Genomic DNA, 26,068 nt, shown 5'->3' on the forward strand with positions numbered 1-26,068 from the left:
AACATACAACCTCCTAGAAAACATAAGATGCGCTTCTTATATTTTCTTCTAAGTACTAATTACACTTTATGTCAATATCTTTTGGAGTTTTTATACTTGCCTCCGCTTCTGCATAGACATCTCGCTGCCCATTACCAAAGGTCTCATCTTCTACTGTGATGAAGGATGCCTCCTTTTTCACTCTTGCCTTCACCTTAAATTCCTGACCTTTAAAAATCAACTCAAAATCTTCCTCTGCCCCATTTTTTGTTGCAAAGTATTTAGCTGCCTCGGTCCATTCGGACTCTGCATTTCTAATTGCTTCACAAGCTACATCATTGATTTCTTTTACTTCACTACTAAACCATTCTTTATACCAAACATTTTTAAAAAAGTATTTCAATGCAATGTTTGCATTTACTTCTTCATATTCATATCTAACCGCTTTTCTTAATTCATTAGGTATTTCCATTTTATCTAACACTTTTTTCCATATTGCATCCATTTCTCGATCTGTAAATTCTCTTTTCTCTTCTACTTCTTCCTTCTTGTTCTTTCCTTTATCTTTGTTTTTCTCTTTTTCCTTTTCTTTCTCTTTTTCTTCCTCTTCCTCTATGTCGCCCACTTCTTTTTCGACAAGTTCTTTTGCCACTTCTCGTAATCGATCCATTCTAGACCCGATTTCTGATTTAAGTTCCTCATCATATACTTTTTGAATTTCATTAGCCGCGGCTAAAACTGCTGCATCGGCACTTGTTTGACTGATTCGTTTACTAGCATAAGTTGTAAAAAAGTCAAAAAAGACGAAACTAATGAAGATTGCCCCTACCAGTAAACCCAAAATAACGAGAAGGGTATTTCCTTTTTCGTTATTTAAGTAGCGGTTCCCCATTAGTCTTCCTCCTCCTCTTTAGGCATAGATGCATCTGCCGTTAGTTCATGTTCAAATCTACCGATCAAAGGTATCTTTATTGTTGGAACAATAGCTTTAACTGTCACTGTTACCTCTTCGCCATATGAAGTCATTCCTTCAGATACTGAACTGCTTACTTGTAATCCATGAGCAGCTCGATCGACTGCGGAACCGTAATCTCCGCCAACCGCAGCTACTCGCGCGCCATCTCGTGCAGCGGATTCAGCAACTACAACCGTGTATGCTACTAAAGCAACCTGCCAAATAAATAGCAAAGCCATGATAATCATAGGGAACACAGCCATAAATTCGATTAGCTGTGATCCCCGCTCATTTCTCATATATCCTTTCAAGCTTTTCATCTATCATTCACGCCCTTACAGATCGATTCCCAGCCAAATTTCGATGGTTAAGTTAGATTAATCAACCACCTAAGCTATTAATCATTTTCGCCAATTGAGTTTTTACAGCCTGCCCCATAGATGTATCGCCTTCCATTGTTGCAGCAATTGCTCCCATGATAGCTAAAACAAGCATTCCTAAAGCAATCCATTCAAGCGCTTGGGCACCCTTCTCATTTTTACCTACATAATGATCCCACTTTGACTTAATAGAAACATAATATTTTGTTAACATTTTTATTCCTCCCAATAATTTATATTTATTTATTAACTCCCAAAGCATGAACCTTAAAACCAAACATCAAGGCCAAAAGCTCCGGGATTGTATAACATATTTAAAAATAATAATCCAATGATTAAAAGAAAGACTGCTGGCGCTACAAGAAAAGTAGTTACGAGCGTAACCTGTGGGCTAGCCTTCGCAGCCTTTTCTTTCGCTTTAAAGCCTCGCATTGCACGTAAATCTTCCGCTTGAACCCGGAATGTAGTTGATACTGGAACCCCTAAATCGGCACCTTGTACTAATGAATTGACGAGCATTTCTAATTCCTTCGACGTATTCCTATCCAATAAACTTTGAAAAGCTTGACGCCGTTGAACCCCTAAATCTATCTCTCTATTAAATCTTTGAATTTCCTCACTAAGTGGTCCGTCCATTTGGTTCGTTACTTGACGTAACGCCGCATCCATCGAAACCCCAGCCTGTAAAGTAATACTAACAGTGTCTAAAAAGTCTGGCATAGAGGTACTGATTATTTCCTGACGTTCCTTTGCTTGGTACATAATCCACAGTGAAGGAAACATAAAACCCGATACAGGTAAAATAACTAATAGTAGCAAGGCAAATGGCATACCAAGAAAGGAATATAGAATGGCAATAAATAACGATCCCATCCCAAGAACAAATCGTAGGCCATGAAGGCTCTCCATGCGTAATCCATGTGGATTTCCAGCTTGCACCAATGTTAGCTCATCCTTTTGAAAATCGAACATCAGTGGATACTTCTTCGCTGTGGGTCCGATATATTCACTTGCTTTAATAAGCGGCCCCCAAATAATATCTTGCATTTTCTTCTGATTTCTTCGCTTTTCTTCCGGATGTATATGCTTGATTAGCTTTTCTTTTTTAGCGATATAAAACCATATATACATAAACCCTATACCAATCATGATGATCGTAAAGATCACAAGCAATTTTACAATAATGTCAAAATAAGGACTCATCTGCTACACCCTTATCTGTGTAATTTTTCTTATAACTAAATAGGCTAGAAATTGCATTCCTAAAAATATGATAAAAAGGACAAGACCCCATTTTGTAAATAATGGATTCAAAAAGCCATCGATAAATAAGTTCATCATTAATGCCATCATTAACGGCATGATTGGAAGTATTAATGCAACAAACTTTGATTCCGCTGTTACGGTATCTACTTCCTTATTAACCCTTGCCCGTTCTTCTAATGTTTCAGCCATTAGTCCTAACACTTCAGCTAAGTTTCCACCTACCCGGTGTTGAATTAATACGGTGCTTACAAAAATATTAAGTTCCTTACTTGCAAATCGGTCACGTAAATGGTCCATTACCTCTTCAAAACTATTACCTAGTCGCAGTTGCTGAACCATCGCTTTAAATTCTGGTCCCGCTGGTGCCTTCATTTCCCTACCGACCAATTCTACTCCTTGTGGGATCGTTAAACCTGCTTTCATCGTATTGCTCATCGTACGGCAAATTTCTGGCAATTGTTGATTTAATCTTTCTGTCAATTTATCTTGTCTGGATTTCAGATACATTTTCGAACCAAACCAAATAACGAAGTAAGCCAATGTCAGGTTGACGATAAAAATTAGTTTAAATAAGAAATGTCCAGCAAAGAGAAATGCCGCAAACATAAGAAAACAAATACCTATATATTCAGATGGTTTAAGTTGTATGTCCGACTGAATAAGCTTACGTTGTAAATCTTCAGCTGCCTCAGACTTATCATATTTATCTCCAATTAAAAGGATGGCACTTTTTCTCTCATTATCAGTATCATTACCAAACCATTCTTCCACTTTTTTATTTGTTTGCTTTGTATTTCGATAGATAAAAAAGTAGTAAAAGGAGATACATAGAGTAAATAAGGTTGCTCCACTACTTAGGAAAACATTATTCACACTAACACCCCTTCTTGGAATAACGTCTCAGGCACATCAACACCAAAAGATTTCATTCGTTCGAATACCCGAGGTATATATCCTGTTGAGACAAATGAACCATGAACATTCCCCTGCTGATCTACACCATGTCTTTTATATTTAAATATATCTTTAATTTCTATCACACCTGCGTTATCAACAATTTCTGCGACGCTGACTAACTTTCTTTTCCCATCTGGAAGGCGCTCACTTTGAACAATTAAATCTAAAGCACCGACAAAGTATTGCCGAACAACATCTACACTTAAGGACAAACCTGACATAATAACCATTGCTTCCAAACGCCCTAGGGCATCCTTCGGGGAGTTAGCATGAACAGTTGTCAATGACCCTTCATGTCCTGTGTTCATCGCTTGAAGCATATCAATTGCTTCAGATCCCCTCACTTCTCCAACAATAATTCGGTCAGGTCTCATTCGTAATGCATTCCTAACGAGCATACGAATATTTATTTCTCCCTTTCCCTCCATATTGTTTGGTCGGGCTTCCATTCGCACGAGATTATCATGCTCAAATTTAAGCTCGGCCATATCCTCAATAATGACAACCCGTTCTCCTATAGGAATAGAACTGGATAAAACATTAAGTAATGTCGTTTTCCCACTGCCAGTTCCACCGGATACTAATATATTACATTTTGCTTTTACAGCCGCCTGTAAAAATTCACTTATATCATCTGTAAAAGTACCAAATCCAATTAAATCATCTGGTGTAAAAGGATTTTTATTAAACTTACGAATCGATAAAATGGGACCATTTAAACTAATAGGTGGTATGACAGCATTCACCCTACTACCATCATGCAATCGAGCATCTACCATTGGCGAACTTTCATCAATTCTTCTACCGATAGGAGCAATAATTCGATCAATAATATGGCGAATATGCTGATCATCTTTAAATCTAACATCGGTTTTAAATAACTTACCTTTTTGTTCTATATAAATTTCTTTTGGACCATTAACCATTATTTCTGTAATACTGTCCTCTTTAAGAAGAGCTTCCAAAGGGCCATATCCTACAGATTCATTAATAATTTGCTTTACAAGGTCTTCCATTTCTTTTTTTGGAATAATAGCCCGTTCTTCTTCGATCATTCGATAGACTAAACGCTCAATTGTTTGACGCATTTCTGTAGGAGGAAGGGCGGTAATTGTTTCTAGATCAGACTCTTTTAATAACCGTGATCTATAATGTTTTGCTCTCTTTTCTAACTGCATATCTGTTACATTCCACTGATCACGGATATTTAAAGTTTGTTCTTTCATTCTTCCTGACCACGATGGCATAATACCTAACCTCCTTTAACGATGGACTTCTTCACCATCGTTTTCACATCTTGAGCTGTCTTCGATGCCCCTTTATCATTCCTTTTCTGATAAAAAGGTTTTCCCATATTTAAATATGGTTGTACCCCATAGAAATCTGCTCTAATACTGCCTGCAATCGGCAAATCCGTTAAATGTTCAATATTTTTTTCCGTTAATTCACTTTTAATATTTTTTCGATTGATAATTAAAAATAGGTTATCCCTATTACCAATCTGATAACGGCGGAATTGATTGATCGTATGCTTAAGACTGCGAACCGACAAGCTATCTGGATTTAAAAGATAATATATGTGTGTTGCTTCATTTAAAGCTGTAAAGGTAATAGATGTAAATCCACTTGGTAAATCCAACACTACTTCATCAAAATAATTTCTACATGTCCGTATAATTCTGGTAATTAATTGGTCTGTCACCATTTCCGTTTGTTCTGGATTAGAGGGACTTAATAACACATGTATACCAGTGTTTTCTTCCTTTACAGCCACGTTATGGACATGACTGACAGAGAGCTCTTCAATAACAGGTAATAGATCTATATAAGACCTTTGTGGCTCAATCCCAAAAACAACTTCAACCCCACCGAATTGGACATTCAAATCTATTAAAATAACACTCTTATTACATTGAATTTGCAGGTTTTGAGAAACCATCGACGCAATGAGCGTTTTTCCTGTTCCCCCTTTAGCGCTATAAAAGGCTCTTACTTTACCAGCACCTTCAAATGCAAGATAATCATCTGCTGAGTCATGATCTTGTCCTAATAAGTGCGGAGTATTTTTCTGTAAAGCGGCATTCAATTGTTCTATCTCATCAGGGACAATAATAATCTCTTTTGCCCCTAACTTCATCCATTGTCTGGCACTTTCAAATGATCGCTTTCGTACTAACCCAATAAGGGCGCTTGTCTGTGGTATACGAATATCATTTGCGGTTTCAAGAATTGATTCATCTATAATAAAGTATGAGATATTCTCTTCTCCCAAATAAGGGCCTTCCCATTCTTCACTTTCATTTATTTCAATATTATGTTCTGTAAGTATTTGTCTGATCCCCATTAGCAGAGATTCATCATCTGTTATTACAAGTGCAGTGGAACTTCTCATTAATTGACCTCTTTTCGTGCGCTAATTTATCTCTTCCCTCAGCCGAATTGCGAGGCTGCAATCATTCGATTATCATTTTTATTTCTTTTCTTCTTTATTCGCTTTTTCTTTTTGTTCCTTTTCTTTTTGCTGCTTAGCTTTTTCTTGCTCTTCTTTCTTTATCGCTTCTTGCTTAGCAGCAGCTTCTTTTTCAGCTTGTTTTGCTTCTGCTTCTGCTTTTTCTTGTTCTTCATTTTGAGTTGTAATGCCGGCCTCTTCTACTTCTAGCTGATTAACTCTAAGTACGCGAATTTGCTCCGCTGTATTTTGTAAATGAATGAGTTGCTCAGCTTGTGGTAATGTTAAGGAAACCTTTAGCGCGGTTCCGCTTGTTTGTTCTTTAGGCATTGTCACTTCTTCACTTTGGATCACATCGATATTGTTTAAAATACGTTTCGTTTCAACTCCAGCACCTTCTGTTGCTTTATATGAAGCGATGATATCAATCTTGTCACCTATAAATATTTCCTGATCCATAAGTACATTTTGCGTGGGGTTTAACCAAACAATTCGATGATCTTCTGGAATATCTACCCGTGATCTTACGATGTTTTTTGTAATTAAATCGCCTTTACTTAAATTCACAATAGATAGGTGATCTTCCAATTCTTTTTTATTCGTAATAAAAGAGGATAAGCCACTTGATTTAGGGATATTTATCCAATCAACCATATCTTCACTAATTTCCGTATATGCTGGTACCTTCTTTTTAGCAACAGCCACTTTTACTGACTGGCCCATACTCTCTTTAGCTAAAGTTACCTGGTTGCTAATAAACCAACCTGTCACAATGGCTAAAATAAATGCAATAATTAAAAAAATAAATGCTTTTCTTTTTGCGTCGATCATACATGTTCCCCCACCAATGATTATTCATTTTTTGCTGATACAACTGGTAATAGTTTGGTATATTGCATGGTCATGATACTATTTATCTTTATTGATTGTTAATATTTGTATATAAGGAATCCCAACTGGTAAAGTAGGTTCTTCCAATTTTACGTGTTTATGTAAAGCAGGCAACTCACTTGTTATTCCTTTGCTCACTGCCCATATCTCATCAATTTGTTTTTTTTCTCTTAAATAGCTCCATAATGCATTTACTTCACCTGATTGATGGGTTTTCACTCTATTTTTTGATAATACTTCCGTCAGTAGAAAAATATTTCTCTCTTTCTTCTTATAAATTGCATTGTATTTATTTGGCGAAAAAACCAACATAGGGCTTGGAGACATAATCCAATATGTCATATTAGAGCGTAGCGTATTTATACGAGCCATCAAATCTGTATAAGATGTAGATGCGTCATTATATTGCATCACCTCATCTAGCAAAAATAAAAATTCTGCCTTATTCCCATTAACAATAGGAATGGGCCAGAGTATTTTATCAGGTAGTAACCAGTTTTGAATTCGATCTAATATTTCTCCTGACTGATACCGAGCATCATAAAAATATACAATCTTGTCTTCCTCCTGAAATAACTTACTAAAATACTCCAATTCATCATTTAAAGATGGCAGTTGTATTTTTAATTTTCTTGCTACTAAGCGCGGATTTATTAAACGAATCGCATCTTGTAATTGATAAAATTTGCCTTTAAGTTTAATTTTTTTTATTCTTTCTGTTTGATCGAGAGCTAAAAATTCATCTACTAATACCAGCATAAAGTACCCCTCATATTTTCTAGATAATTAATCTATTTATCTGTTAAAATCTCATCCTTTAAATATTGGTTTATCTTTCCTTCACATGTTTTTCATAATGTAAGTAATATCATTTGTTCATATTTTGGTCAATTTGTGATAAAATACGTCCTAATTTTCAACTAGTATATTTTCCCTAGCATTACTTTGAATCCGAGATTATAATTAGGCAATAGGTTGTGGTTTATTTTCCTTTCCGCTGGGTAACCCCTCTTTTGAATTCCAATATCTTCATATTTTTTTTTCCTACCGCAAAAAAATGGGTATATCTGTTCATTTTCTATATTTATATCTTTCACCCTGAAATAGACAAAAACGCAAGCGCCTGTAGCGACGCACCCACAAGAAGTGAGTGTATCGAAAACTAAGGCGATTGCGCTTTAATATGTGAATGATATAAACTTTGTACATATTTTTCTCAAAGTGAAACTTTGATACTTATTGTAGTTAGATTCAAGATTTATTTAAACCTTTTTAAATAAATAATGATCCATTAGCTATACAGTCATTTTCATGCCAAATATCCCTATAACAACAAAGCTTAAAAACAACCATTGTACCCTATTATATTTCTCTTTAAATACAAATCTTCCTAATAAGACGATACCAACTGTTCCAACTCCTGCCCAAACCCCATAAGCTACACCTGCCGGGATCTCTTGCATCGCTACGGACAAACAATAAAAGGTTAATATAAACCCGACTGTCATGCCAATTAATGGCCACTTCTTTTTAAAGCCATCTACATGCTTCATAAAAAACACAGCAACTACTTCTTCGATCCCTGCGATAACTAACAATAGCCAAGCCATTTATGCCACTTCCTTCTCTTCCGTTGTCAATTTAAGACCGAGTATTCCAGTCATTAGGATGAACAAAAAGAAGATTTGCTTCATATTATATGGCTCTCCTAAATAGATCCCAACAAAATAGGTGCCAATTGTCCCAATACCGACGAATACAGTATATGCAACAGCAACTGGAATTGTTTTATATGATCTGATGAGTAAAATAAAACTTCCTGCAACCATCGCTGCAATGATAGCCCAATCTGTCACACTATCTGCATACTTTAAAAAGCTCGCCCAAAAAATTTCTCCTATACCTGCAATAATTAATAATAGCCAACCCATATAGATTTCCCCTTATTTTTTCTTAATATTAAGCGCCTGAGTCAAAAAAGTGATGATTTGACGCTCAAGTAATACTTTATCTTCTGTTTGCTCATTTTCCATCGAAAACAAATAATTTTCCGTAATGCTTTCAATAGAAGAAATAATCATTTTCGGTAGCATCTTTGCTTCCGGATATGCGGATAAATCAATTTCTTTTTTAATTTGCGCATCAAGTAAAAGACTACCAAGCCACTCATAGTAATCACTATATATTTCTTCCCACTTTTCAAAGGAGGAATGTAATGCCATCCCTGAATAACAGAAAATCAACATTTCCTTATACTCACTTGTCTTTTGTAAAGTAACAGATACAAGGCACTCCATTTTTTCAGAGAAATGCATGGATGAATCTACTCTCGTTTGTGCTGTGGTAAGTAAATCCTCAAATATCAGTTCGGCAATCGCCGGGATAATTTCATTTTTACTTTTGAAATAACGATAAAATGTACCATGAGCTACTCCAGCCTTTTTAGTGATCGCTGAAATTGATGTCTTTTCAAATCCCTTTTCCTTAATAAGCTCAATAGCTGCCTGTAAAATTAAATAATCCTTTTTCAACATCATCACCTCTTTGAAAATCAAAAATTAGAAAATCTTAAATTGAATCTATATAAAGAAATATAGTAATTACTGGCAAATTGTGATTGTAAATCATTATTATGTGACTAATAGTCATTTTACTATATTTTATACTTTTGTCAATGCCAAAAAGAGGCTTTGCCATTTTCTGCAAAGCCTCTCTTTCTTTTATTCAATCCACGGAAATAGTCACTGTCGTCTTAACTGTTTCCCCTGGAGCTACTAAATATAATTCTTTTTTTCTATTGAACTCATTCGTCATTGCCATCCATGGTTCTACACAAATAAAATCTTGATCTTGCTCTGTCCATAAATAAACGTATTTAAATTCATCTCCGTATGTCATTCGTACTTTCTTATTCAAATCTGGTAGCTCAAAAGCGATTTCTTTCTTCTTTGCATCTAATAATACGAAAGCTTCCTTTTTATTTGATAGATCAAGTCCATCAATAACTTTCTTCACTTGCAACTCATCGTTATCTAGATAAGTGATAGCATCTGTATCATACGAAATATTTTTCTTTGTACTTTTGAAGTAAGGATGAAAGCCTGCATATATTGGCATATCATCGACAGATTTATTTGTATATGCTTGATCGATCGTTAACATATTCCCTTTTAAAATATATGTAAATATTACTTCAAAATCAAAAGGATACGATTCTTTCGTTTCTTTATTACTGTTTAGACGAATAGTAATTGCTGCATGCCCGTCTGTATTCGTCTCAATGACTTCCCACGGATTATTTCTAGCAAATCCATGGTTTCTCATCTTATATGGAATACCTTCCCATTCGTATTTCCCTTGCTCCAGTTGACCAGATATTGGGAATAAAATCGGAATTCCCCCTCTAACATTTACCGCTTCATCTTGAAAAGTTTCTTTATTAAGAAACAGAATCTCTTCGCCATGTACAGTAAATCCAGTAATGATTCCACCCCTTTCAGGAGCTACTTTCAAACAAGCATTCGCCACTGAATCTGTTAATTCATATATTTGATAATTTCCATCATTTCCCTTTGAAATTTGGTGCATTTTCCACTGACCTTTCCCATTCCAATAATTTTTATAATGGCGATAAGAACATCTGCTGTTCTTTAAAATATGCCCATTCTTTAAAGCCAATTTCCTTCAGTCTCTTGCCTACTACTTCGAATTCATCGCCGACTCTTTCGGGATCATGCGCATCAGAACCAAAGGTTACTTTTACTCCATAACGAAGCGCCCTCTCAAGTATATCATCGGCAGGATACCAGCCACCACAGTCTTTCATTTTTCCTGATGTATTTATTTCAATCGCCACATTACATTCTCCGATTACTTGTAAAGCGCGGTCTACCGCATCCGTTTGAACAGAGCTGAAGGAGGGATAAAATGCCTTCAGTGCGTCTATATGTCCTAGAATCTGAAACAATCCACTTTTTGCCGATTCAGCAATAAGTGTGTAATAGGATTCTTTTGTTTCTATTTTTTCTGAAACAGATAGGTTTTCCCAATGATTTTTGTTAAATATACTAATACCATTTACTTGATGAACCGATCCAATAATATAGTCAAATGCGTATTTTTTGTATTGCTCACGATAAATATGTATATATTCTGGAAAAAAATCGGATTCAACACCTAATAGCACATCAATTTTTCCTTTGTATTCTTCCTTTAGCTTTAACACCTCGGAAATATAATGGTCAAACTCACTTTTTCCCATGGCGATAGATGGATAAGCTTGCTCTTCCTCCCTAGCAAAATATGGCGAGTGATCTGATATACCTATCATATCCAATCCTTTATCAATTGCTGCTTCAATGTAATTCCTGATATCCCCTCGCGCATGTCCACAACGATAATGATGCGTATGAAAATCAAACTTTAATTGAGCATTCATTTTATTCCCGCCTTTTCTTTATTATCTAGCCAATTAATTAAGGTCATGAGTTAAACAGTTGAAGAACGCAAATCCCTTATCTTACTTTTGATCGGTCTATACTTCTAAAAATAATGTCTATTATTTATACATTACGTCATGAAGAAGGTATTTACCTTTATTTATATGAAACTACTTGCTCGAAAACTATTTCCACAATCCTACTTTTAACATTATATTCTTACCAGGTTCTAAAAATGATTTACCTAATCCACTATTTTCAGTCCTACAGCGCCGGCAATAATAAAGACTAAAAATAGCATACGTTTCCATCCAGCTGATTCACTGAAAAAGATAATACCCATTATGACCGCTCCAGCTGCCCCAAGCCCTGTCCAAATCGCATATGCAGTTCCCAATGGAATTTCTTGCATCGCAAGCGATAAGAATATAAAACCTGTACCAAAAGTTAGCACAATAAGTAGCAATCTACCCCATGTTTTTTTACGCAAATATATATTAATACTCATCACACCAAATATTTCTCCTAAGCTTGCTATAACCAAATATATCCAAGCCATTTTACTTTCCTCCCCGTTTCATAGATTGATCAGAATCCTGTTGATTTTCTGTTGTCATTTTAATACCAACAACCCCAGTAATGATTAAACCTATCAAGAAAATCTTAGAAATAGAAAAATCTGCTTCAAAAATTAAAAAGTCAATGAATACAATTGCCACTGCCCCCGACCCAGTGAAAATGGCATAAACCGTTCCTGCCGGAAGCTGCTCACACGCCTTTATAATGAAATAAAAACTTAATACAATCATGATAATGGTGCCGCTCCACTCTAATAATGAATCGGAATATCGTAAACCAATTACCCAAAACACTTCAACTATGGCAGCAAAAAGTACATACAGCCAGGCCAATTAAATTACCCCTTTTCCATATATATCTGATTATCATGATATTTTATCACATTAATGACATGTCCCTTCTTTATTAATAATGATAATGAAAAAGACTGTCTAAAATCAGCTTTTCACACAGATTTTAGACAGTCCTATTAAAAAGATGTATTTGCTAATCTCTTGTCTCCAAATAGGATAAAGTAACTTTCAAATTCGCATTTTTATCTCTAATTAAATTTAAAAGATCTTGATCCTTCGTCTCAGTTTTGCTACGAATAGAGTAAGTGTACATAATCATTGTTCCTAGATTTGTCGTTTCGACTTGACGTAATTCATAATGAACCGTCTTTTCATCTAGCACATCGTCAAACAAATTTTCATGATTAAGGTTTTCAGGTACAGTAACTTTTAAAATCTGTGTGTCACGACCTTGCCCATAGTTAAATTTATATAAGAGATAAAAGACAAGACTTGCAAACAATGTAAGTGCAATTGCTAGTTTAAACTGAAACAGGCCACTTGTCATCCCGACACACAGACCAAAAAAGATATAAGCAATATCTTTTGCATTTGTGACTGCGCTTCTAAAACGAATAAGTGAGAAGACTGCAAACAGACCAAACGCGACACCCGCATTACCACTCACGACATTCATGACGACTGAGACAACGACACTCATCATAATAATCGTATGAACAAAAGCCTGTGAATAACGCTCTCCCGTGAAAGTAATCTGGTATAGCTTGGTAATGATTAAACTAAGTACAGTTGCGAGGAGCATGGCGAGAAGACTCATCCAAACAGAAGATTCTCCAGCCGCTCCATTAAAGTTAAAAAAATCATTCAATTGTCCCATATTCCATTCCTCCGATTGCTGTATTTTCCATCCATTCACCTTGTGGTAATTCATGTTTCCTCAGTAATTCTTTACTAGTACAAAACTTCGAAGCACTTTTTTGCTCACAATCTAAGTTTTGTAGTATTCTTGCGAGCCATAGAGGTACACTATCATTCACCTTCACTTCTAAAACAACATAGCTCGGATCGATGAAATGTTCTCCGTATGGTCCTGCTTCAATGGATAATTCCTCATTTCTACATCTCAATTCCAAGTCAAACGTTATTCTGAGCTCTGGATCGTTTACTCCGTGAAACGCGTGCCGATCATAACTAACAACCATTTCCGGCTCTAATTGATAAAAGCGTATGAAATGATCAATTTCCCTTAGCACTTGCGGATTAGACGTTTGATAACTTGATAGCCCCTGTTCTGAACCTTCTTCTAAATACCGGTAAGCTTCAGAAAGTGGCATAGTCATCCGCCTTTTATTCACCACATTTTTATGCTTTTGCTTCACCTCGAAAAATGCAATGCCTTCCCTATTCGTTTTGTCATACACTCGCAGTCTAAGCTTTTGGCGATACTTTAATTTATTTTTCGTCTCAAAGTAGATTTGATGATCTTGATTATCAAAGTACAAACTTGTAACCGTGTACTTTCCATCCCGACCATATTTATCTGGCCTCATATAAAGTGCTATTTCTTTCACTATCTGCTCATATTGCTCGCGAGTAATTAAATATTTCTGTTCTCGGCGACTAAATATTTCAATTGCCACTAAACACGTCACCCCTTTCTTTTCCGCTACATTCATTTTCTGTTATAGAGCTTACTATTATCATAGTTTTGTAATATGTGAATGGACTGTGAGCCACATTAGAACTCTATGAGAAAGTATATTATTTCGCCTTACGAAATTAGTTCTATCTCCTTTACCCTTTTCTTATACTTGATTGCTAAATAGAAAAAAAGTTGAAAAATAATTCCAGTGCCCACCTAACTAAAATGTACGACGGCCAGTATCTGGCTACAATGGCCTGTAAGTTGTTAGCTAGGCCAGTAAGTTCACTTCATTGGCTAGTATCTTACATGTGACCGCCAGTAAATCCCTATTAACCGCTAATAAAAGCAAAAAGGCATCTATTTTTTTCTTATAGATGCCTTTCGATGTCCACCTGAGCCAATAAACGTAAAATAACTATATGAACCTGTCCGTAATTTTGGATAATAAACAGTAAGTGGCAACTATCTACAATCAAAATGGTCTGTATTTTAAAATAACTGACGGTCATTCGATGTCTGTTCGCCGCCACTGAAAAATGACTTCATACTCACAAGCTGAAGAGAATGACGTAAAACATCAATCTCTCGCTTATTTACTATTGAAGTCAATATAGCACTTATAATATCGTTGACGTATTCCAGTGTTTCCTTAAAATAACTTTCGCAGACTATTTCCTCTATTATTAAAATACTTTTAATATTTCATCGAAATTGCTTTTTAGCATTTTTAAGATCGTTGTTTAATAGCTGGCTTAAGTCATACGCTGGATATAAACCCTTTTTATACATATAGTTAAAAATCTTCTCATGGCATATGATCGCCCTTAACATTTGCTCTGTCAATGTCTTCCTTAGAATAGGAGTTGCCGTTTCTGTTATTGCTATTGCTATTGCTATTGCTATTGCTATTGTTATTGCTATTGCATAATTTCGAACTAATATTTTAGACAAAGCAAGTAAGTCTCCTGCATAGAAGCCTAGTAAATCCTTGTTAGATTCCGCTCTTTCACCTGAAGGCATAGAGGAATAAAAACTTATTAACTCATTTAAATTCAATTCTAGATCTTGAATAGCTTGTTTATAAATCTTGCTGAGTTCAGGATCATCTATTTTTCCGATTGACATTTTAAGCTTCATTAATCCATTCGATTGAGCAGCAACCAGCTCATGAATTTCAAGAGTTTCATGCCATGCTAGTCTTTTTCGATCTTCCTTAGTCGTCTTGATACCCCCGTTTACTTTTCTCAGCCAACATACTTTATTCATGCCTAAATGAAGTGTGCTTAAAATAAGCTGTCTTAAAATTATTCTGATAAATTAGATATTCCATTGTACAGGAATGTTTGTTATAATTAATAACGTCTTTGAATACCATTACTTTACAGCGTTAAAGCAGAAAAGGAGAGGCTGAATTGGTTAAAGTAGAAGAATCACCTACTGAATTAATGGAGAAAGCGGATAGTGAATTTCGTACAAAGGAATATGTCGGAAAATTCGCTAAGGTCGTAACAGGCATTGCTGTGATTTGGTCTACTTTTCAAATATTTTCTGCAGGTGCAGGAGTGTTTGATGCGATGACATTAAGGGGCTGGCATTTATTATTCCTCTTAGTTATGACCTTTCTGTTATATCCAGCAACAAAAAAAGCGAAAAGAAAAATCGGCTATCCATCCCTATTCGATGCGATTTGTATATTATTAAGCATTATATCGATAGGTTACTTGCTATTTAATTACAAGGCAATTGTCCTACGGGGCGGTTTTTTATTAACGCCTGATTATATTTTTGGAGCGATAGGTATTTTAATTATTTTTGAAGCGGCTCGACGTGTCGTTGGAAATCTTGCAATTTTAGCGCTAATCTTTCTTTTATATAATTTTATCGGCCCTTGGATCCCTGGTATATTCGGACATAGTGGTTTTAGCATTACAAGAATAGTAGATTACATATTTTGGGGTAGTGAAGGTGTATTCGGAATTGCAATTGGTGTTTCTGCCACATTTGTTTTCCTCTTTATTTTATTTGGCGCCTTTTTAAACAGAAGCGGCTTTAGTCAGTTTATTAATGATCTGGCTTTAACGATCGCAGGGCGTTCTCCGGGTGGACCAGCCAAAGTGGCGGTCATCGCAAGTGCTTTAATGGGAATGATTAATGGTAGTGCGATAGCAAACGTGGCGACTACTGGCACATTGACGATTCCATTAATGAAAAAGAATGGATATAAAGCCCACTTTGCCGCTGCTGTTGAAGCTGTTGCATCTACCGGCGGACAATTCGCACCTCCTATTATGGGGGCAGCTGGATTTGTAATGGCCGAGTATTTAGGTGTACCTTATACGACTGTTATGATCGCGGTAATAATTCCAGCCATACTCTATTATTTAGCTTTAATTATGGTCGTCCATTTTGAAGCGAAGCAACTAGGCTTAAAAGGACTTTCTCGAGAAAATATTCCAAAAGCAATGGAAGTAATAAAAAAACAAGGTCATTTGTCTCTTCCTTTATTTGTTTTATTAGGACTTTTATTTACTGGATTTACTCCTTTATATGCCGCAGTATTTTCTATAATTGCGTGTGTAGTTGCTAGTTGGTTCCGCAAAGAAACAAGGATGCGCTTAAAAGATATTATATTAGCGCTTGAAGAAGGAGCAAAAGGAGCAGTTGGAGTTGCTGTTGCCTGTGCAATTATTGGTGTGATTATAGGTACCGTTTCTTTAACTGGACTTGGGCTTAATTTTGGCTATACAGTAATGAATTACACGAATGACAATATTTTCTTCGCTGCTTTCCTTGTTATGCTAATGAGTATTATCTTAGGCATGGGTGTTCCTGGTGTTGCAGCTTATGTGATTGTGGCAACCGTTGGAACTCCCGTTTTAATCGATCTAGGTGTTGCGCCGCTTGCGGCACATATGTTTGTACTTTTTTATGCTTGCTTATCAAATATTACACCGCCGGTAGCACTTGCTTCTTACGTCGCAGCAGGGATCGCCGGGACAAATCAGCACAAAGTATCCATGACAGCTGTTAAGCTGGGAATTACCGGGTTTATTTTACCATTTTTCTTTATATTTGAACCAGCATTACTAATTGGTGAAGCTAGTTATGCAAAAAGTATTATGCCTGGGCTCACAGCCGCAGTTGGGGTCGTTTCCCTGGCAGCTGGATTACAAGGATGGCTTCTCATGCGAGCATCCATGTTACAAAGAGTTCTTCTAGTAATAGTAGGTCTATTAATGATCGCACCTGACTTTATGACTGATTATATAGGTATCGCCTTATTCATAGTCGTTTTCGTTTGGCAAAGCGTAATGAAAAAGAAAACAGTGAGCGAAATTGCAGTCAATCAATAAAATTAAAGTTGAGTAGAGCACTTACCCTTGCATGGAAGATAGATTAGGATTAAGCAAATACAAAATAAAGGTGAAACTACTTCATTTGAAATCTGAATATTAATGAAAGATTAATTACTATCTATTTGTTGTTCTATTCGATTTAAGTAGCTCTGCCCCTTTTCAATAGAAAAATGGAGGTAAATAAAATTGTTAAATAGAAGATGGAAAAGCATTTTATGCTTAGGTTTATTATCTATGATTCTTATACTAAGTGGCTGTGGAAATAACAATTCTGATGGTGGAAAGGGTAAACAAAAAACGGTGAATTTGAATTTCCCGACTGCTGCGACGACGGGTACCATTTATCCATTAGGTTCTGCAATGGCAAATTTATGGGGAAATGAAGTAGATGGACTCCGGGTGAATACGCAAGCTTCAAATGGTGGAGTGAATAACTTAAACTTGATGAAAGAAGGAGAAGCGGAGATTTCATTCGCAACTGCCGGAATCATTTGGGAAGCTTTTAACGGTGAAAGAGGTTTTAAAGACCGTAAGTATGATAATGTTCGCATCGTAGCTGGGCTATATTATAATCCGAATCAATTTGTTGTGCGAAAAGGTGCAGATATCGGTTCATTAGGAGATTTAAAAGGAAAACGTTTCGCTCCGGGATCTGTAGGAAGTACTCCAGAAGTAGAGTCTAGTATCATTCTTCCAGCTTACGGAATAGCTTATCCAGATGATATTAAAGAAAACTTTGTTGGATTCACGGAAGCAATTGATTTAATGAGAAATAAACAAATCGATGGTGCGTTAATCCAAGCGGGATTACCTACTGCCGCTGTAACTGAAATGATCTCTACTGCTGACGGAGAGTTAATAGGTATTGAGCCTGAGATTCGCAAACAACTAATGGATGAGTATCCATGGTATTCTGAAATGACCATACCTACAGGAACATATGAAAAACAAGAGAAAGATATTGACACATTAGCAATCAAAATGATGCTCATTGCCGACGCATCTGTAGACGACGATATCATTTATGAAATGACTAAGAGCTTTTGGGACAACTTAGATCAATTGGAGTCAACTCATGCCATCGTCAAACAAATGGAATTAGAGAATGCAACAACAGACCTTGCAGGAATACCATTGCACGAAGGTGCTAAGAAATACTACGAAGAAAAAGGCTTAACGATAGAATAACAAGGAAAAGCGAAAGCGCAAGATTTTCATATAGAAAAAGCTCAATTTATTTCTTGAGCTTTTTCTATATTTGTAGCTTAATATGAAATGAATAATTAAGCTTCTTTTCTATGTTTTTCGCTAATCACCGGTTGAACTTTTTCTTCTTTTTCAGTAATGCCGTACCAATATGCGGCCCCAATAAAAATGGTTCCACCAATGATGTTACCAATAGATACCGGAATTAGATTTGCTGCCATACCAGCTAACGAAATTGTTTCGGGATGTGGGATCATTAGGGAAATGGATAGCAAGGTCATGTTTGCGACACTATGCTCAAAACCGGATGTGATAAAAGCGAATAAACACCAGAAAATCATAATTAATTTTGCTGTTTCATCTTTGAGCTTTACAGAACACCAGACGGCTAAACATACAAGAATATTACATAGTATCCCGCGAACAAGTAATTCCATAAAAGGCGCGTTCATTTTAGCGCTTGCTGTTCCTGTAATGAATTCCGCTGTATCGCCCACAGCCAATCCCGAATAGAAAAAAAGGACGGCAACGAGAACGGACCCAGCAAAATTACCAAAATAGCTAAAAATCCATACCTTTATCGTTTCATACCATGTCGTCCTTTTCATCATTGTACCAATTGTCATGATCATGTTATTTCCTGTAAATAGATCTGCTCCAGCCATAATTACTAAACTTAGCGCTATTCCAAATGAAACTCCCATGACAATCTTTGTTCCAGCAAAATTAGCCGGCGCTAGTAAACCGCCAATTGTAAAAATAAGAATAATTCCTAAACCAACGAAAAATCCAGCTAACATTGCTAACGTAATATATTTACTTTTACTACTTTTTAATTGGTTTACCTTTGTAACAGCGGTGTTGGCAAATATATCGATCGTTTCTTTCATCTTTTTTCTCTCCTCCTTTCATAGTCTTCGAGCATTTCCACCATATGATCATCGTATCGTTCTTCCAACTCTTTTTTTATTTTTTTAGCAAGAATTGGGCTTGCCCCCGATGTGGATACAGAGAGGACGAACTTTTCTCTTCTTACAACTGCTGGAGTTATAAAGTTAGAGTTCTCACTATTACTCGTATCGTTTATCCATTGACTCTCTGTAGCACATTGACAAACGTATTCATTCACTGTTTTAATATTAGTTGCAGCAAAGATAAGTTGTGCCTCTTTTATATCTTCTGCTTCAAACTCCTTTTTTTCCCATTTTATATTAGGTAGCTGCAGTAATTCCTTGTGAATATTAGGACTGATAATCGTAATATCAGCACCTGATTCTTCCAACCCCTTCGCTTTACGTAGAGCAATTTGACCACCACCAACAATTACTACCCTTTTCCCTTTCATTTTCATCATTACGGGATACAGATTATCCATCGTATTTCTCCTCGATTCGCTCAATTAAAGTTTGCTTCATTAATTCATCAAATTCTAGATTTTTACAGAGTATAATATTTTGTGAATAAGCGGCAATTGTCCTTTCTATTTTCTTAAGTAATAATCCAGTAAATAATAAATATGGCATTACATAGATTTTTTTATATTTATTCTGAATATCTAAGATAGCCGTGTTCATTTTCGGAGCAAAGGATGTTAGAAATGCGGTATATACTGGCAAGCCTAGTATTTGTTCCACATTCCGACTAATTTGATAAAGCTTTTCAATCGGCTCTGGATCGCTGCTTCCTCTCCCAACTAGTAAAATGGCCGCATTCCTTTCACTTATCTCAGCCTCCACTCGTTTTACCACAAGTTTAATCATATTGTCATGAACACCAAATGGCTCTGTCATCATAAAAGTAACATGAGGATGCCTATTTTGGACAGCTTGTAATGCTTCGGGAATATCTTGCTTATGGTGGATTGCTGCAAATAATAGAACGGGAACAACTAGAATTCGCTTAGCCCCTGCTGCAATAAGCTTCGTTAGCGTATCAGCAATCGTTGGAGTTGTTAATTCTAAGAAGGCTACTTCCTGTTTCTTATAAGGAATTTCCTTCATGACTGATTCTACAAATCTAATAAATTGGGCATTCCCTTCCTCACGCCGACTACCGTGACCGATATAAACAACGGCATCCATCATTGACTTCGCCTCCATTCATTACAATCTAATTGACACTGAATCTCTTCATCGATTGTTGAGAATCCAAACCTATTAGCATACTCCTTTACTGATTCCCCGATATATGCAAAATTGATGTTTTGCATATGCTCGATATTCAGGTTAACCAGTTCATTTACATATGAATCAACGGCAGCTTTATTTGGAAATATGACAGTAGCCCATTCATCCTCCTTTAACATCCGCTCATTGATCTCATTAAAACGCTGATCAACAAGTATTTCGTGAGAAAAATATAAATCTACATTTAGCCCAATTACTTTATCATTCGTTGGAGCAATCATTACCATCGATTCGTCACTGCCTTTTAGTTTGTCAGCGATGATTCCCCTTTCGGCTAGTACCTTCTTTGTTTTGTCTGAACGACATGCTATGTTTCTAGGCAGATCCCGAATATCATAGCCCGCTTCCATTAATTGCTCAAGCAAAATTACTACACTATCTGGAGTAGCAAAAGCGAGCCGTTTACTGTTCACTATCATTGTTAATTCATTCTCTGTAAATTTTCTCTCTTTCTTTTGTAAAATCGGGAATGAATAAGCCTCTGCCCCTTGTGCTGAAAAATAACTTTCTAATTCAAAATCACCTGCAGTTGATTTTGCAATGATTACTCGCTTTCCATTGAGTCTTTTCTTGTCAAACCAAGCAAGTGACTCTCTTAATGAAACAACATCCCCAACAATCATCATGGCAGGATTTTCAATATTTTCTTCGTTGACAATATCAGCGATTGTCTCTAGTGTACCTTCTACCACTTTTTGTTTGCCCAGTGTAGCCCATTGAATAATTGCTACTTTTGTTTTACTCGGCTTCCCTTGTTCTATCAATCTTTTACAATTGATATTCAGATTTTTAATCCCCATATAATAGGCAATCGTATCACCCATTTGTTGTCCCTTAGAATCGGCTCTTTCATTATTCGCACAATAATGTCCAGTTCTGAGCGTAAAACTATTACTATAATCACGGTGGGTAATAGGAATCCCCGCATAGGTCGCAGCCGCAATACTCGATGTAATCCCAGGAACAATATCATATAATATACCATGCTTTCCAAGTTCCTCTGCCTCTTCACCAACTCTGCCAAATACGGATGGGTCACCACCTTTTAAGCGAACCACATATTGCCCCTGTTCTGCTAGTTGAACGAGCATTTCATTGATCTTTTCTTGTCTCATTATATGATTTTTCGGTAATTTCCCACAGTACACAAATTCACATGTAGCCTTTGCAGATCGTAATAATCTGGGATTAACGAGGCGGTCGTATAAAATAACGTCCGCCCTTTCTATACATTGCATACCTTTTTGCGTTATTAACCCAATATCTCCTGGTCCAGCCCCGACAAATGAAACAAAGCCTTTTTGATTTTTCATTCTCTACACCTCAATATATACGAAGCCATCATGGATTTCTGTTTTGTACGTCTCCACAATGCCATCATCTGGTTTTTGTACCTCTCCAGTAATCAGTGAAACCTTCCAATTCTTCAATGGACAAAAAACATATTCTCCTGAAACGATCCCTTCTGCTAGTGGTCCATTTGTATGTGGACACGTACTTCCGATTGCCCGTATAGCTCCATTTTCTAAGTGAAAAAGGGCAATGGATTTTCCATTTACATGCACTTCTTTCCCGATTTGTTTCGGTAAATGATCCAGTTCAGCGATTTTTACTTTCCGTTTCTCTGCTTTCATTGAACATCCCCCTATTTTTTTATAATTTCAAACATATCTTTTTTCTGCTTATTATGAAGCGCGTTACTCCAAGCTTCTTCATACGTATTTTTTGCTTTGTCAAAGCTTGCAGCTAATTCAGTGCTCATTTTTTCATTTAGTAATACTTCTTTTATATTTTCGGCACCTATACGTTCTATCCATGGAGCTGTTCTCTCGTTATAAATCCCTGTCTCACGATAATATTGTGTATAAGCTTTTGCCATAGCAACTACTTCTTCTTCTGTCTTTACAGTAATAAAAGAATCACATTCACGAACTTCCGTCCCACCATTGCCGCCCAAATATAATTGAAAGCCATTTTCTACACATATTACCCCAAAGTCCTTCGTCAAAGCTTCAGCACAATTTCGTGGACAGCCTGACACACCCATTTTCATTTTATGTGGCGTATCGACCATTTCAATCGCTTTCTCTAACTTGATGCCTAATCCTAAAGCATCTTGAGTTCCGAAGCGACAGAAACGTGATCCGACACATGATTTTACATTTCGTAATGATTTAGAATAGGCGTATCCTGAGCGCATTCCAAGTTCTTCCCACACTTGCGGGACATCTTCCTTCTTCACCCCATAAAGCCCAACTCGGCTCGCACCTGTAATCTTCACTAACGGTACATTATATTTTTTGGCAACCTCCCCGAGTCGAATTAGCTCTTCTCCTGTTGTCGTTCCACCATACATCCGAGGAATGACGGAGAATGTCCCATCTTTTTGAATATTTCCTTCCATCCGTTCGTTGACAAACCTTGAGGCTTTATCATCTTCATATTCTTCTGGTCGTAGCATTCTCATATAGTAATTGAGTGCTGGACGACAAGTTGGACAACCTTCCTCATTTATAAATCCAAGTACATTGCGCACTTCTTTTGGTGTTTGCAATCCTTTTGCTTTTATTTCCGCAACCACTTCATCACGTGTGAATGTTGTACAAACACACATACCTGTTTTCTCTGCTGCAGCATCAAAGCTATCACCCAATGTATGAGCAAGAATACCTTCAACAACACCACGACATTTTCCGCAAGACGCCCCTGCCTTTGTGCAAGTCTTTACTTCTTCATACGTATTTAATTCCTGTTCCAATATAGCTTGAACAATGGTACCTTTTGTTACACCGTTACAGCCGCACACTGTTTCCTCAGCGCTCATCTCTGCAATCATTTCTCCTACTGCATCTTCACCTGCTTTTTGAAGAACCGCTGCGCTCGTAAATGCACTTATATCTGTCCCTTTTTTTAGCATAGAAAACAAACGGGTACCATCTGATGAATCTCCGTAAAGAACAACCCCAACAACTTTGTTATCTTTTACAAGCACCTTTTTATAAAGCCCTGCAAATTGATCTTGTACAATGATTGCCTGTGTATCATCATCTTCATGAATTTGTCCCCCTGAAAACAAGTCACATCCGGCTACTTTTAATTGGGTGGATAAAATGCTTCCTCGGTAACCATTTGTTTTAATTTCGGTAATATGGTCAGCAAGCGCAATGCCTTGCTCATAAAGTGGTGCAACCAATCCATAAGTAATGCCATTATGCTCAGAGCATTCACCCACGGCATATATAGTAGGAATAGAAGTTTGCATAAAGTCGTTCACGATGATGCCTCGATTGATATTTAAGCCTGCATTCTTTGCCAAATCGATATTCGGTCGGATCCCTACAGCCATGACGACAAGATCACATTCAATAGACGTACCATCCGAGAAAGTAATTCCCTCTACTCGTCCGTCTCCGTGTATTTCTGTCGTTTGTTTTTCCATTAAAAACTTCATTCCTTGTGCTTCTAAGTCCTTTTTCAACATTTTTGCCGCGGTAGCATCCAATTGTTGCTCCATTAAACTCGGTAGGAGATGCACGACATAGACATCCATTCCTCGATCGATTAATCCTCTTGCGGCTTCAAGTCCAAGTAGACCACCACCAATTACAACTGCTTTTTTATACTGTTTCGCCGTTTCGATCATGTACTCCGTATCCTGTATTGTCCGGAAACCAATAACTCCTTCAAGTTGATGTCCTTGTATTGGTAAAATAAATGCACTTGAGCCTGTAGCGATGATAAGTTCATCATAGTCAATCCTTTTCCCTTTATCCGTTTTAATCTCCTTTTTTTCAGGCACAATCTCAATGACTTTTTCATCTGTATACAGTGTAATTTGATTATTTTTGTACCAATCCCATTCATTCATATTGATATCTTTCATCTCAGTTTTTCCTTGTAAAACATTAGAGAGCATAATTCTGTTATAGTTCGGATGTGGTTCATCACCAATAATAGTGATCTCAAACGCTTCTCGATTCCTTTTCAGTATTTCTTCCATACAACGAACTCCAGCCATGCCATTTCCAATCATTACTAGCTTCCTTTTCATATTTTGTTCCTCCATTATCCCCATGTGAATATTTTCACAAGTTATTTTAAAAATTTACTATGTGAGGCATACAAATAAAGTATTGCTATCAACTTGTGAATAATTTCACAAGTGAGTGTAAAAAAAGATTTAGCTTGTTACAAATATATTCTATACACATAGTATACCTAATTTTTTTCACTATGTTCTATGTAACTATTACAAATTATTGAACAAATGATGAAAAAGATCTACTAAAGAAGAAAAAGCCACTCTTGTTGTTGATAATCAAGAATGGCTTTCTCTCTATTACATAAAAAGAATAACGAGCAATGGCGTAATGATAGAAACAATGATTGCACTTAGTACCATTGCAACTGTACTTACAGCTCCCGCTTTTATATCACTCTCCATTGCTTTTGCCGTTCCAATCGCATGTGATGCGCTTCCCATACCAACACCTTTTGCTAAATAATGATGAACACGTGCCCACTTCAGCAAAGATGGACCCATTACGGCTCCACTTATACCTGCAAACATCACTAAGACTGCAGCCAATGCAGGAGAACCGCCTATTGTGTGAGCAATATCCATTGCCACCGGAGAAGTGACTGATTTAGGCAGAAGCGATGTAATAATCAGACGATCTAAACCTAGCCATCTTCCCATGATCAATCCGCTTAATACACCAATAAAGGAACCACAAATGACCCCGATGATTATAGGTATGGCATTCTTTTTCAAGATAATTCTTTGTTGATAAAGTGGGTAGGCAAGTGCTACTACCGCTGGCCCTAGAAAGCGGTCAATCCATTGACCACCGATAAAGTATGTATCATACGATATATGGAAGAAAAGCAATCCCGCAACAATAACAATAGTAGAAATTAATATCGGTATTGTTAAAGGGTGTGGGTATCTTATACTTAACCACTTGGAAGAGAAAAAAACAATTAGTGTACAAATGATGGCGAGCATACCAATTAATACATCATTCATGTTCTTGTACCTTTTCTTTCAACAGAAATTGACTAATCAACCCGGAACTAACCATTACGAGGGTAGTACTGATTAACACAATAACAATAATGAAAAAACCTTTCCCTATAAATACATCAAAAAACGTAATAACTCCTACTGTGATGGGGAGAAATAGCAATGGAAGATATTTAATTAATAATAATGCTCCCTTTTCTATCCACTCCACTTTTACAATTTTCATTGATAATAAAAGGAATAAAAGGAGCATACCAATGATGCTTCCAGGAACACTCAAGTGAAATGTTTCTTGAATTGATATACCAGCTCGATACAAAATGAATAAAAAGGTAATTTGAATTACGACTTTTAAAATTCCCAACGTCCGTTCTCCTATCTATGTAACATTTTCCCCCTTTCATTATACACAAATCAGATTATCCTTTCGCAGACTGTGAATTGCCGAACTACTTGTCCGC

At 36.6% G+C, this 26,068-nt stretch carries 29 protein-coding genes; 2 read left to right on the forward strand and 27 right to left on the reverse strand.

Going from position 1 to position 26,068, the window contains the following annotated elements; genetic code table 11:
- Nucleotides 1–55: 55 nt before the first annotated feature.
- The 19 genes from BLE01S_RS16625 to BLE01S_RS16715 all read right to left on the reverse strand — a co-directional run bounded on the left by BLE01S_RS16625 (nt 56) and on the right by BLE01S_RS16715 (nt 15,099).
- Entirely contained in the window at nt 56–871 is an 816-nt protein-coding gene (locus tag BLE01S_RS16625) for a pilus assembly protein TadG-related protein (protein WP_066144962.1), read from the reverse strand.
- On the reverse strand, nt 871–1,254 hold the full coding sequence (locus tag BLE01S_RS16630) for a TadE/TadG family type IV pilus assembly protein (protein WP_066144964.1): 384 nt from the start codon (nt 1,252–1,254) through the stop codon (nt 871–873). The genes BLE01S_RS16625 and BLE01S_RS16630 overlap by 1 nt, the downstream gene beginning before the upstream one ends.
- Before the next feature lie 61 nt (nt 1,255–1,315).
- Complete coding sequence (locus tag BLE01S_RS16635) at nt 1,316–1,528, reverse strand: hypothetical protein (RefSeq protein ID WP_066144966.1); 213 nt, start codon at nt 1,526–1,528, stop codon at nt 1,316–1,318.
- A 53-nt stretch (nt 1,529–1,581) separates the two neighbouring features.
- The gene (locus tag BLE01S_RS16640; RefSeq protein ID WP_066144968.1) at nt 1,582–2,517 is read right to left on the reverse strand and encodes a type II secretion system F family protein; all 936 of its coding nucleotides are present in this window, start codon (nt 2,515–2,517) and stop codon (nt 1,582–1,584) included.
- A 3-nt stretch (nt 2,518–2,520) separates the two neighbouring features.
- The gene (locus BLE01S_RS16645; RefSeq protein ID WP_066144969.1) at nt 2,521–3,453 is read right to left on the reverse strand and encodes a type II secretion system F family protein; all 933 of its coding nucleotides are present in this window, start codon (nt 3,451–3,453) and stop codon (nt 2,521–2,523) included.
- Nucleotides 3,450–4,784 (reverse strand): TadA family conjugal transfer-associated ATPase, encoded by a 1,335-nt coding sequence (locus BLE01S_RS16650; RefSeq protein WP_066144971.1) that lies wholly within the window; start codon nt 4,782–4,784, stop codon nt 3,450–3,452. The genes BLE01S_RS16645 and BLE01S_RS16650 overlap by 4 nt, the downstream gene beginning before the upstream one ends.
- Nucleotides 4,785–4,789: 5 nt before the next feature.
- A complete protein-coding gene (locus BLE01S_RS16655; RefSeq protein ID WP_066144973.1) occupies nt 4,790–5,929 on the reverse strand; it encodes a CpaE/TadZ family protein in 1,140 nt (379 codons plus the stop codon).
- A 78-nt stretch (nt 5,930–6,007) separates the two neighbouring features.
- Nucleotides 6,008–6,817: an SAF domain-containing protein gene (locus tag BLE01S_RS20880; protein WP_066144974.1), complete on the reverse strand. Its 810-nt coding sequence runs from the start codon at nt 6,815–6,817 to the stop codon at nt 6,008–6,010.
- Between the two features lie 78 nt (nt 6,818–6,895).
- Entirely contained in the window at nt 6,896–7,636 is a 741-nt protein-coding gene (locus BLE01S_RS16665; RefSeq protein ID WP_066144976.1) for a hypothetical protein, read from the reverse strand.
- Between the two features lie 536 nt (nt 7,637–8,172).
- Nucleotides 8,173–8,487, reverse strand: coding sequence for a DMT family transporter (locus tag BLE01S_RS16670; protein ID WP_066144978.1), 315 nt, complete (start codon nt 8,485–8,487; stop codon nt 8,173–8,175).
- Nucleotides 8,488–8,808 carry a DMT family transporter gene (locus tag BLE01S_RS16675; protein WP_066144980.1) on the reverse strand — a complete coding sequence of 107 codons (321 nt, stop codon included), beginning with the start codon at nt 8,806–8,808 and terminating at the stop codon, nt 8,488–8,490. It lies immediately after the preceding gene.
- Between the two features lie 12 nt (nt 8,809–8,820).
- Nucleotides 8,821–9,414 (reverse strand): TetR/AcrR family transcriptional regulator, encoded by a 594-nt coding sequence (locus BLE01S_RS16680; protein WP_082788787.1) that lies wholly within the window; start codon nt 9,412–9,414, stop codon nt 8,821–8,823.
- Nucleotides 9,415–9,601: 187 nt separating this feature from the next.
- Nucleotides 9,602–10,465, reverse strand: coding sequence for an aldose epimerase family protein (locus BLE01S_RS16685; protein ID WP_066145135.1), 864 nt, complete (start codon nt 10,463–10,465; stop codon nt 9,602–9,604).
- A gap of 31 nt (nt 10,466–10,496) precedes the next feature.
- Entirely contained in the window at nt 10,497–11,315 is an 819-nt protein-coding gene (locus BLE01S_RS16690) for a histidinol-phosphatase (protein WP_066144982.1), read from the reverse strand.
- 245 nt (nt 11,316–11,560) lie between these two features.
- Nucleotides 11,561–11,875, reverse strand: a complete 315-nt coding sequence (locus tag BLE01S_RS16695; protein WP_066144984.1) for a DMT family transporter — start codon at nt 11,873–11,875, stop codon at nt 11,561–11,563.
- A 1-nt stretch (nt 11,876) separates the two neighbouring features.
- Nucleotides 11,877–12,227, reverse strand: a complete 351-nt coding sequence (locus BLE01S_RS16700) for a DMT family transporter (RefSeq protein WP_066144986.1) — start codon at nt 12,225–12,227, stop codon at nt 11,877–11,879.
- A 154-nt stretch (nt 12,228–12,381) separates the two neighbouring features.
- The gene (locus tag BLE01S_RS16705; RefSeq protein WP_066144988.1) at nt 12,382–13,065 is read right to left on the reverse strand and encodes a DUF4956 domain-containing protein; all 684 of its coding nucleotides are present in this window, start codon (nt 13,063–13,065) and stop codon (nt 12,382–12,384) included.
- Entirely contained in the window at nt 13,049–13,828 is a 780-nt protein-coding gene (locus BLE01S_RS16710; protein ID WP_066144990.1) for a polyphosphate polymerase domain-containing protein, read from the reverse strand. The genes BLE01S_RS16705 and BLE01S_RS16710 overlap by 17 nt, the downstream gene beginning before the upstream one ends.
- 707 nt (nt 13,829–14,535) lie before the next feature.
- Nucleotides 14,536–15,099, reverse strand: coding sequence for a spore coat protein (locus BLE01S_RS16715; RefSeq protein ID WP_082788788.1), 564 nt, complete (start codon nt 15,097–15,099; stop codon nt 14,536–14,538).
- A 146-nt stretch (nt 15,100–15,245) separates the two neighbouring features.
- Here BLE01S_RS16715 and BLE01S_RS16720 point away from each other — a divergent pair, with 146 nt between their 5' ends.
- Together BLE01S_RS16720 and BLE01S_RS16725 are read left to right on the forward strand one after the other, a co-directional pair.
- Entirely contained in the window at nt 15,246–17,186 is a 1,941-nt protein-coding gene (locus BLE01S_RS16720) for a TRAP transporter permease (RefSeq protein WP_197713568.1), read from the forward strand.
- A gap of 189 nt (nt 17,187–17,375) precedes the next feature.
- Nucleotides 17,376–18,377, forward strand: coding sequence for a TAXI family TRAP transporter solute-binding subunit (locus BLE01S_RS16725; RefSeq protein WP_231955892.1), 1,002 nt, complete (start codon nt 17,376–17,378; stop codon nt 18,375–18,377).
- A 95-nt stretch (nt 18,378–18,472) separates the two neighbouring features.
- Here the strand turns inward: BLE01S_RS16725 and BLE01S_RS16730 are convergent, their stop codons facing one another.
- The 8 genes from BLE01S_RS16730 to BLE01S_RS16765 all read right to left on the reverse strand — a co-directional run bounded on the left by BLE01S_RS16730 (nt 18,473) and on the right by BLE01S_RS16765 (nt 25,971).
- Nucleotides 18,473–19,285 carry a formate/nitrite transporter family protein gene (locus BLE01S_RS16730; protein ID WP_066144992.1) on the reverse strand — a complete coding sequence of 271 codons (813 nt, stop codon included), beginning with the start codon at nt 19,283–19,285 and terminating at the stop codon, nt 18,473–18,475.
- Complete coding sequence (locus tag BLE01S_RS16735; RefSeq protein WP_082788789.1) at nt 19,282–19,770, reverse strand: precorrin-2 dehydrogenase/sirohydrochlorin ferrochelatase family protein; 489 nt, start codon at nt 19,768–19,770, stop codon at nt 19,282–19,284. Before BLE01S_RS16735 ends, BLE01S_RS16730 begins: the two co-directional genes overlap by 4 nt.
- Nucleotides 19,763–20,476 carry a sirohydrochlorin chelatase gene (locus BLE01S_RS16740; RefSeq protein ID WP_066145143.1) on the reverse strand — a complete coding sequence of 238 codons (714 nt, stop codon included), beginning with the start codon at nt 20,474–20,476 and terminating at the stop codon, nt 19,763–19,765. Before BLE01S_RS16740 ends, BLE01S_RS16735 begins: the two co-directional genes overlap by 8 nt.
- A complete protein-coding gene (cobA, locus tag BLE01S_RS16745) occupies nt 20,476–21,894 on the reverse strand; it encodes a uroporphyrinogen-III C-methyltransferase (RefSeq protein ID WP_066144994.1) in 1,419 nt (472 codons plus the stop codon). The genes BLE01S_RS16740 and cobA overlap by 1 nt, the downstream gene beginning before the upstream one ends.
- A 3-nt stretch (nt 21,895–21,897) precedes the next feature.
- A complete protein-coding gene (nirD, locus tag BLE01S_RS16750) occupies nt 21,898–22,215 on the reverse strand; it encodes a nitrite reductase small subunit NirD (RefSeq protein ID WP_066144997.1) in 318 nt (105 codons plus the stop codon).
- Between the two features lie 11 nt (nt 22,216–22,226).
- The gene (nirB, locus tag BLE01S_RS16755; RefSeq protein WP_066144999.1) at nt 22,227–24,632 is read right to left on the reverse strand and encodes a nitrite reductase large subunit NirB; all 2,406 of its coding nucleotides are present in this window, start codon (nt 24,630–24,632) and stop codon (nt 22,227–22,229) included.
- A 288-nt stretch (nt 24,633–24,920) separates the two neighbouring features.
- Nucleotides 24,921–25,610, reverse strand: a complete 690-nt coding sequence (locus BLE01S_RS16760; RefSeq protein WP_066145001.1) for an LrgB family protein — start codon at nt 25,608–25,610, stop codon at nt 24,921–24,923.
- Nucleotides 25,603–25,971 carry a CidA/LrgA family holin-like protein gene (locus tag BLE01S_RS16765; RefSeq protein ID WP_231955891.1) on the reverse strand — a complete coding sequence of 123 codons (369 nt, stop codon included), beginning with the start codon at nt 25,969–25,971 and terminating at the stop codon, nt 25,603–25,605. The genes BLE01S_RS16760 and BLE01S_RS16765 overlap by 8 nt, the downstream gene beginning before the upstream one ends.
- Between the last annotated feature and the right edge of the window lie 97 nt (nt 25,972–26,068).

Origin of the sequence: Lederbergia lenta NBRC 16444, assembly GCF_001591545.1 — a bacterium.
Classification (GTDB): Bacteria; Bacillota; Bacilli; order Bacillales; family Bacillaceae_C; genus Lederbergia; species Lederbergia lenta.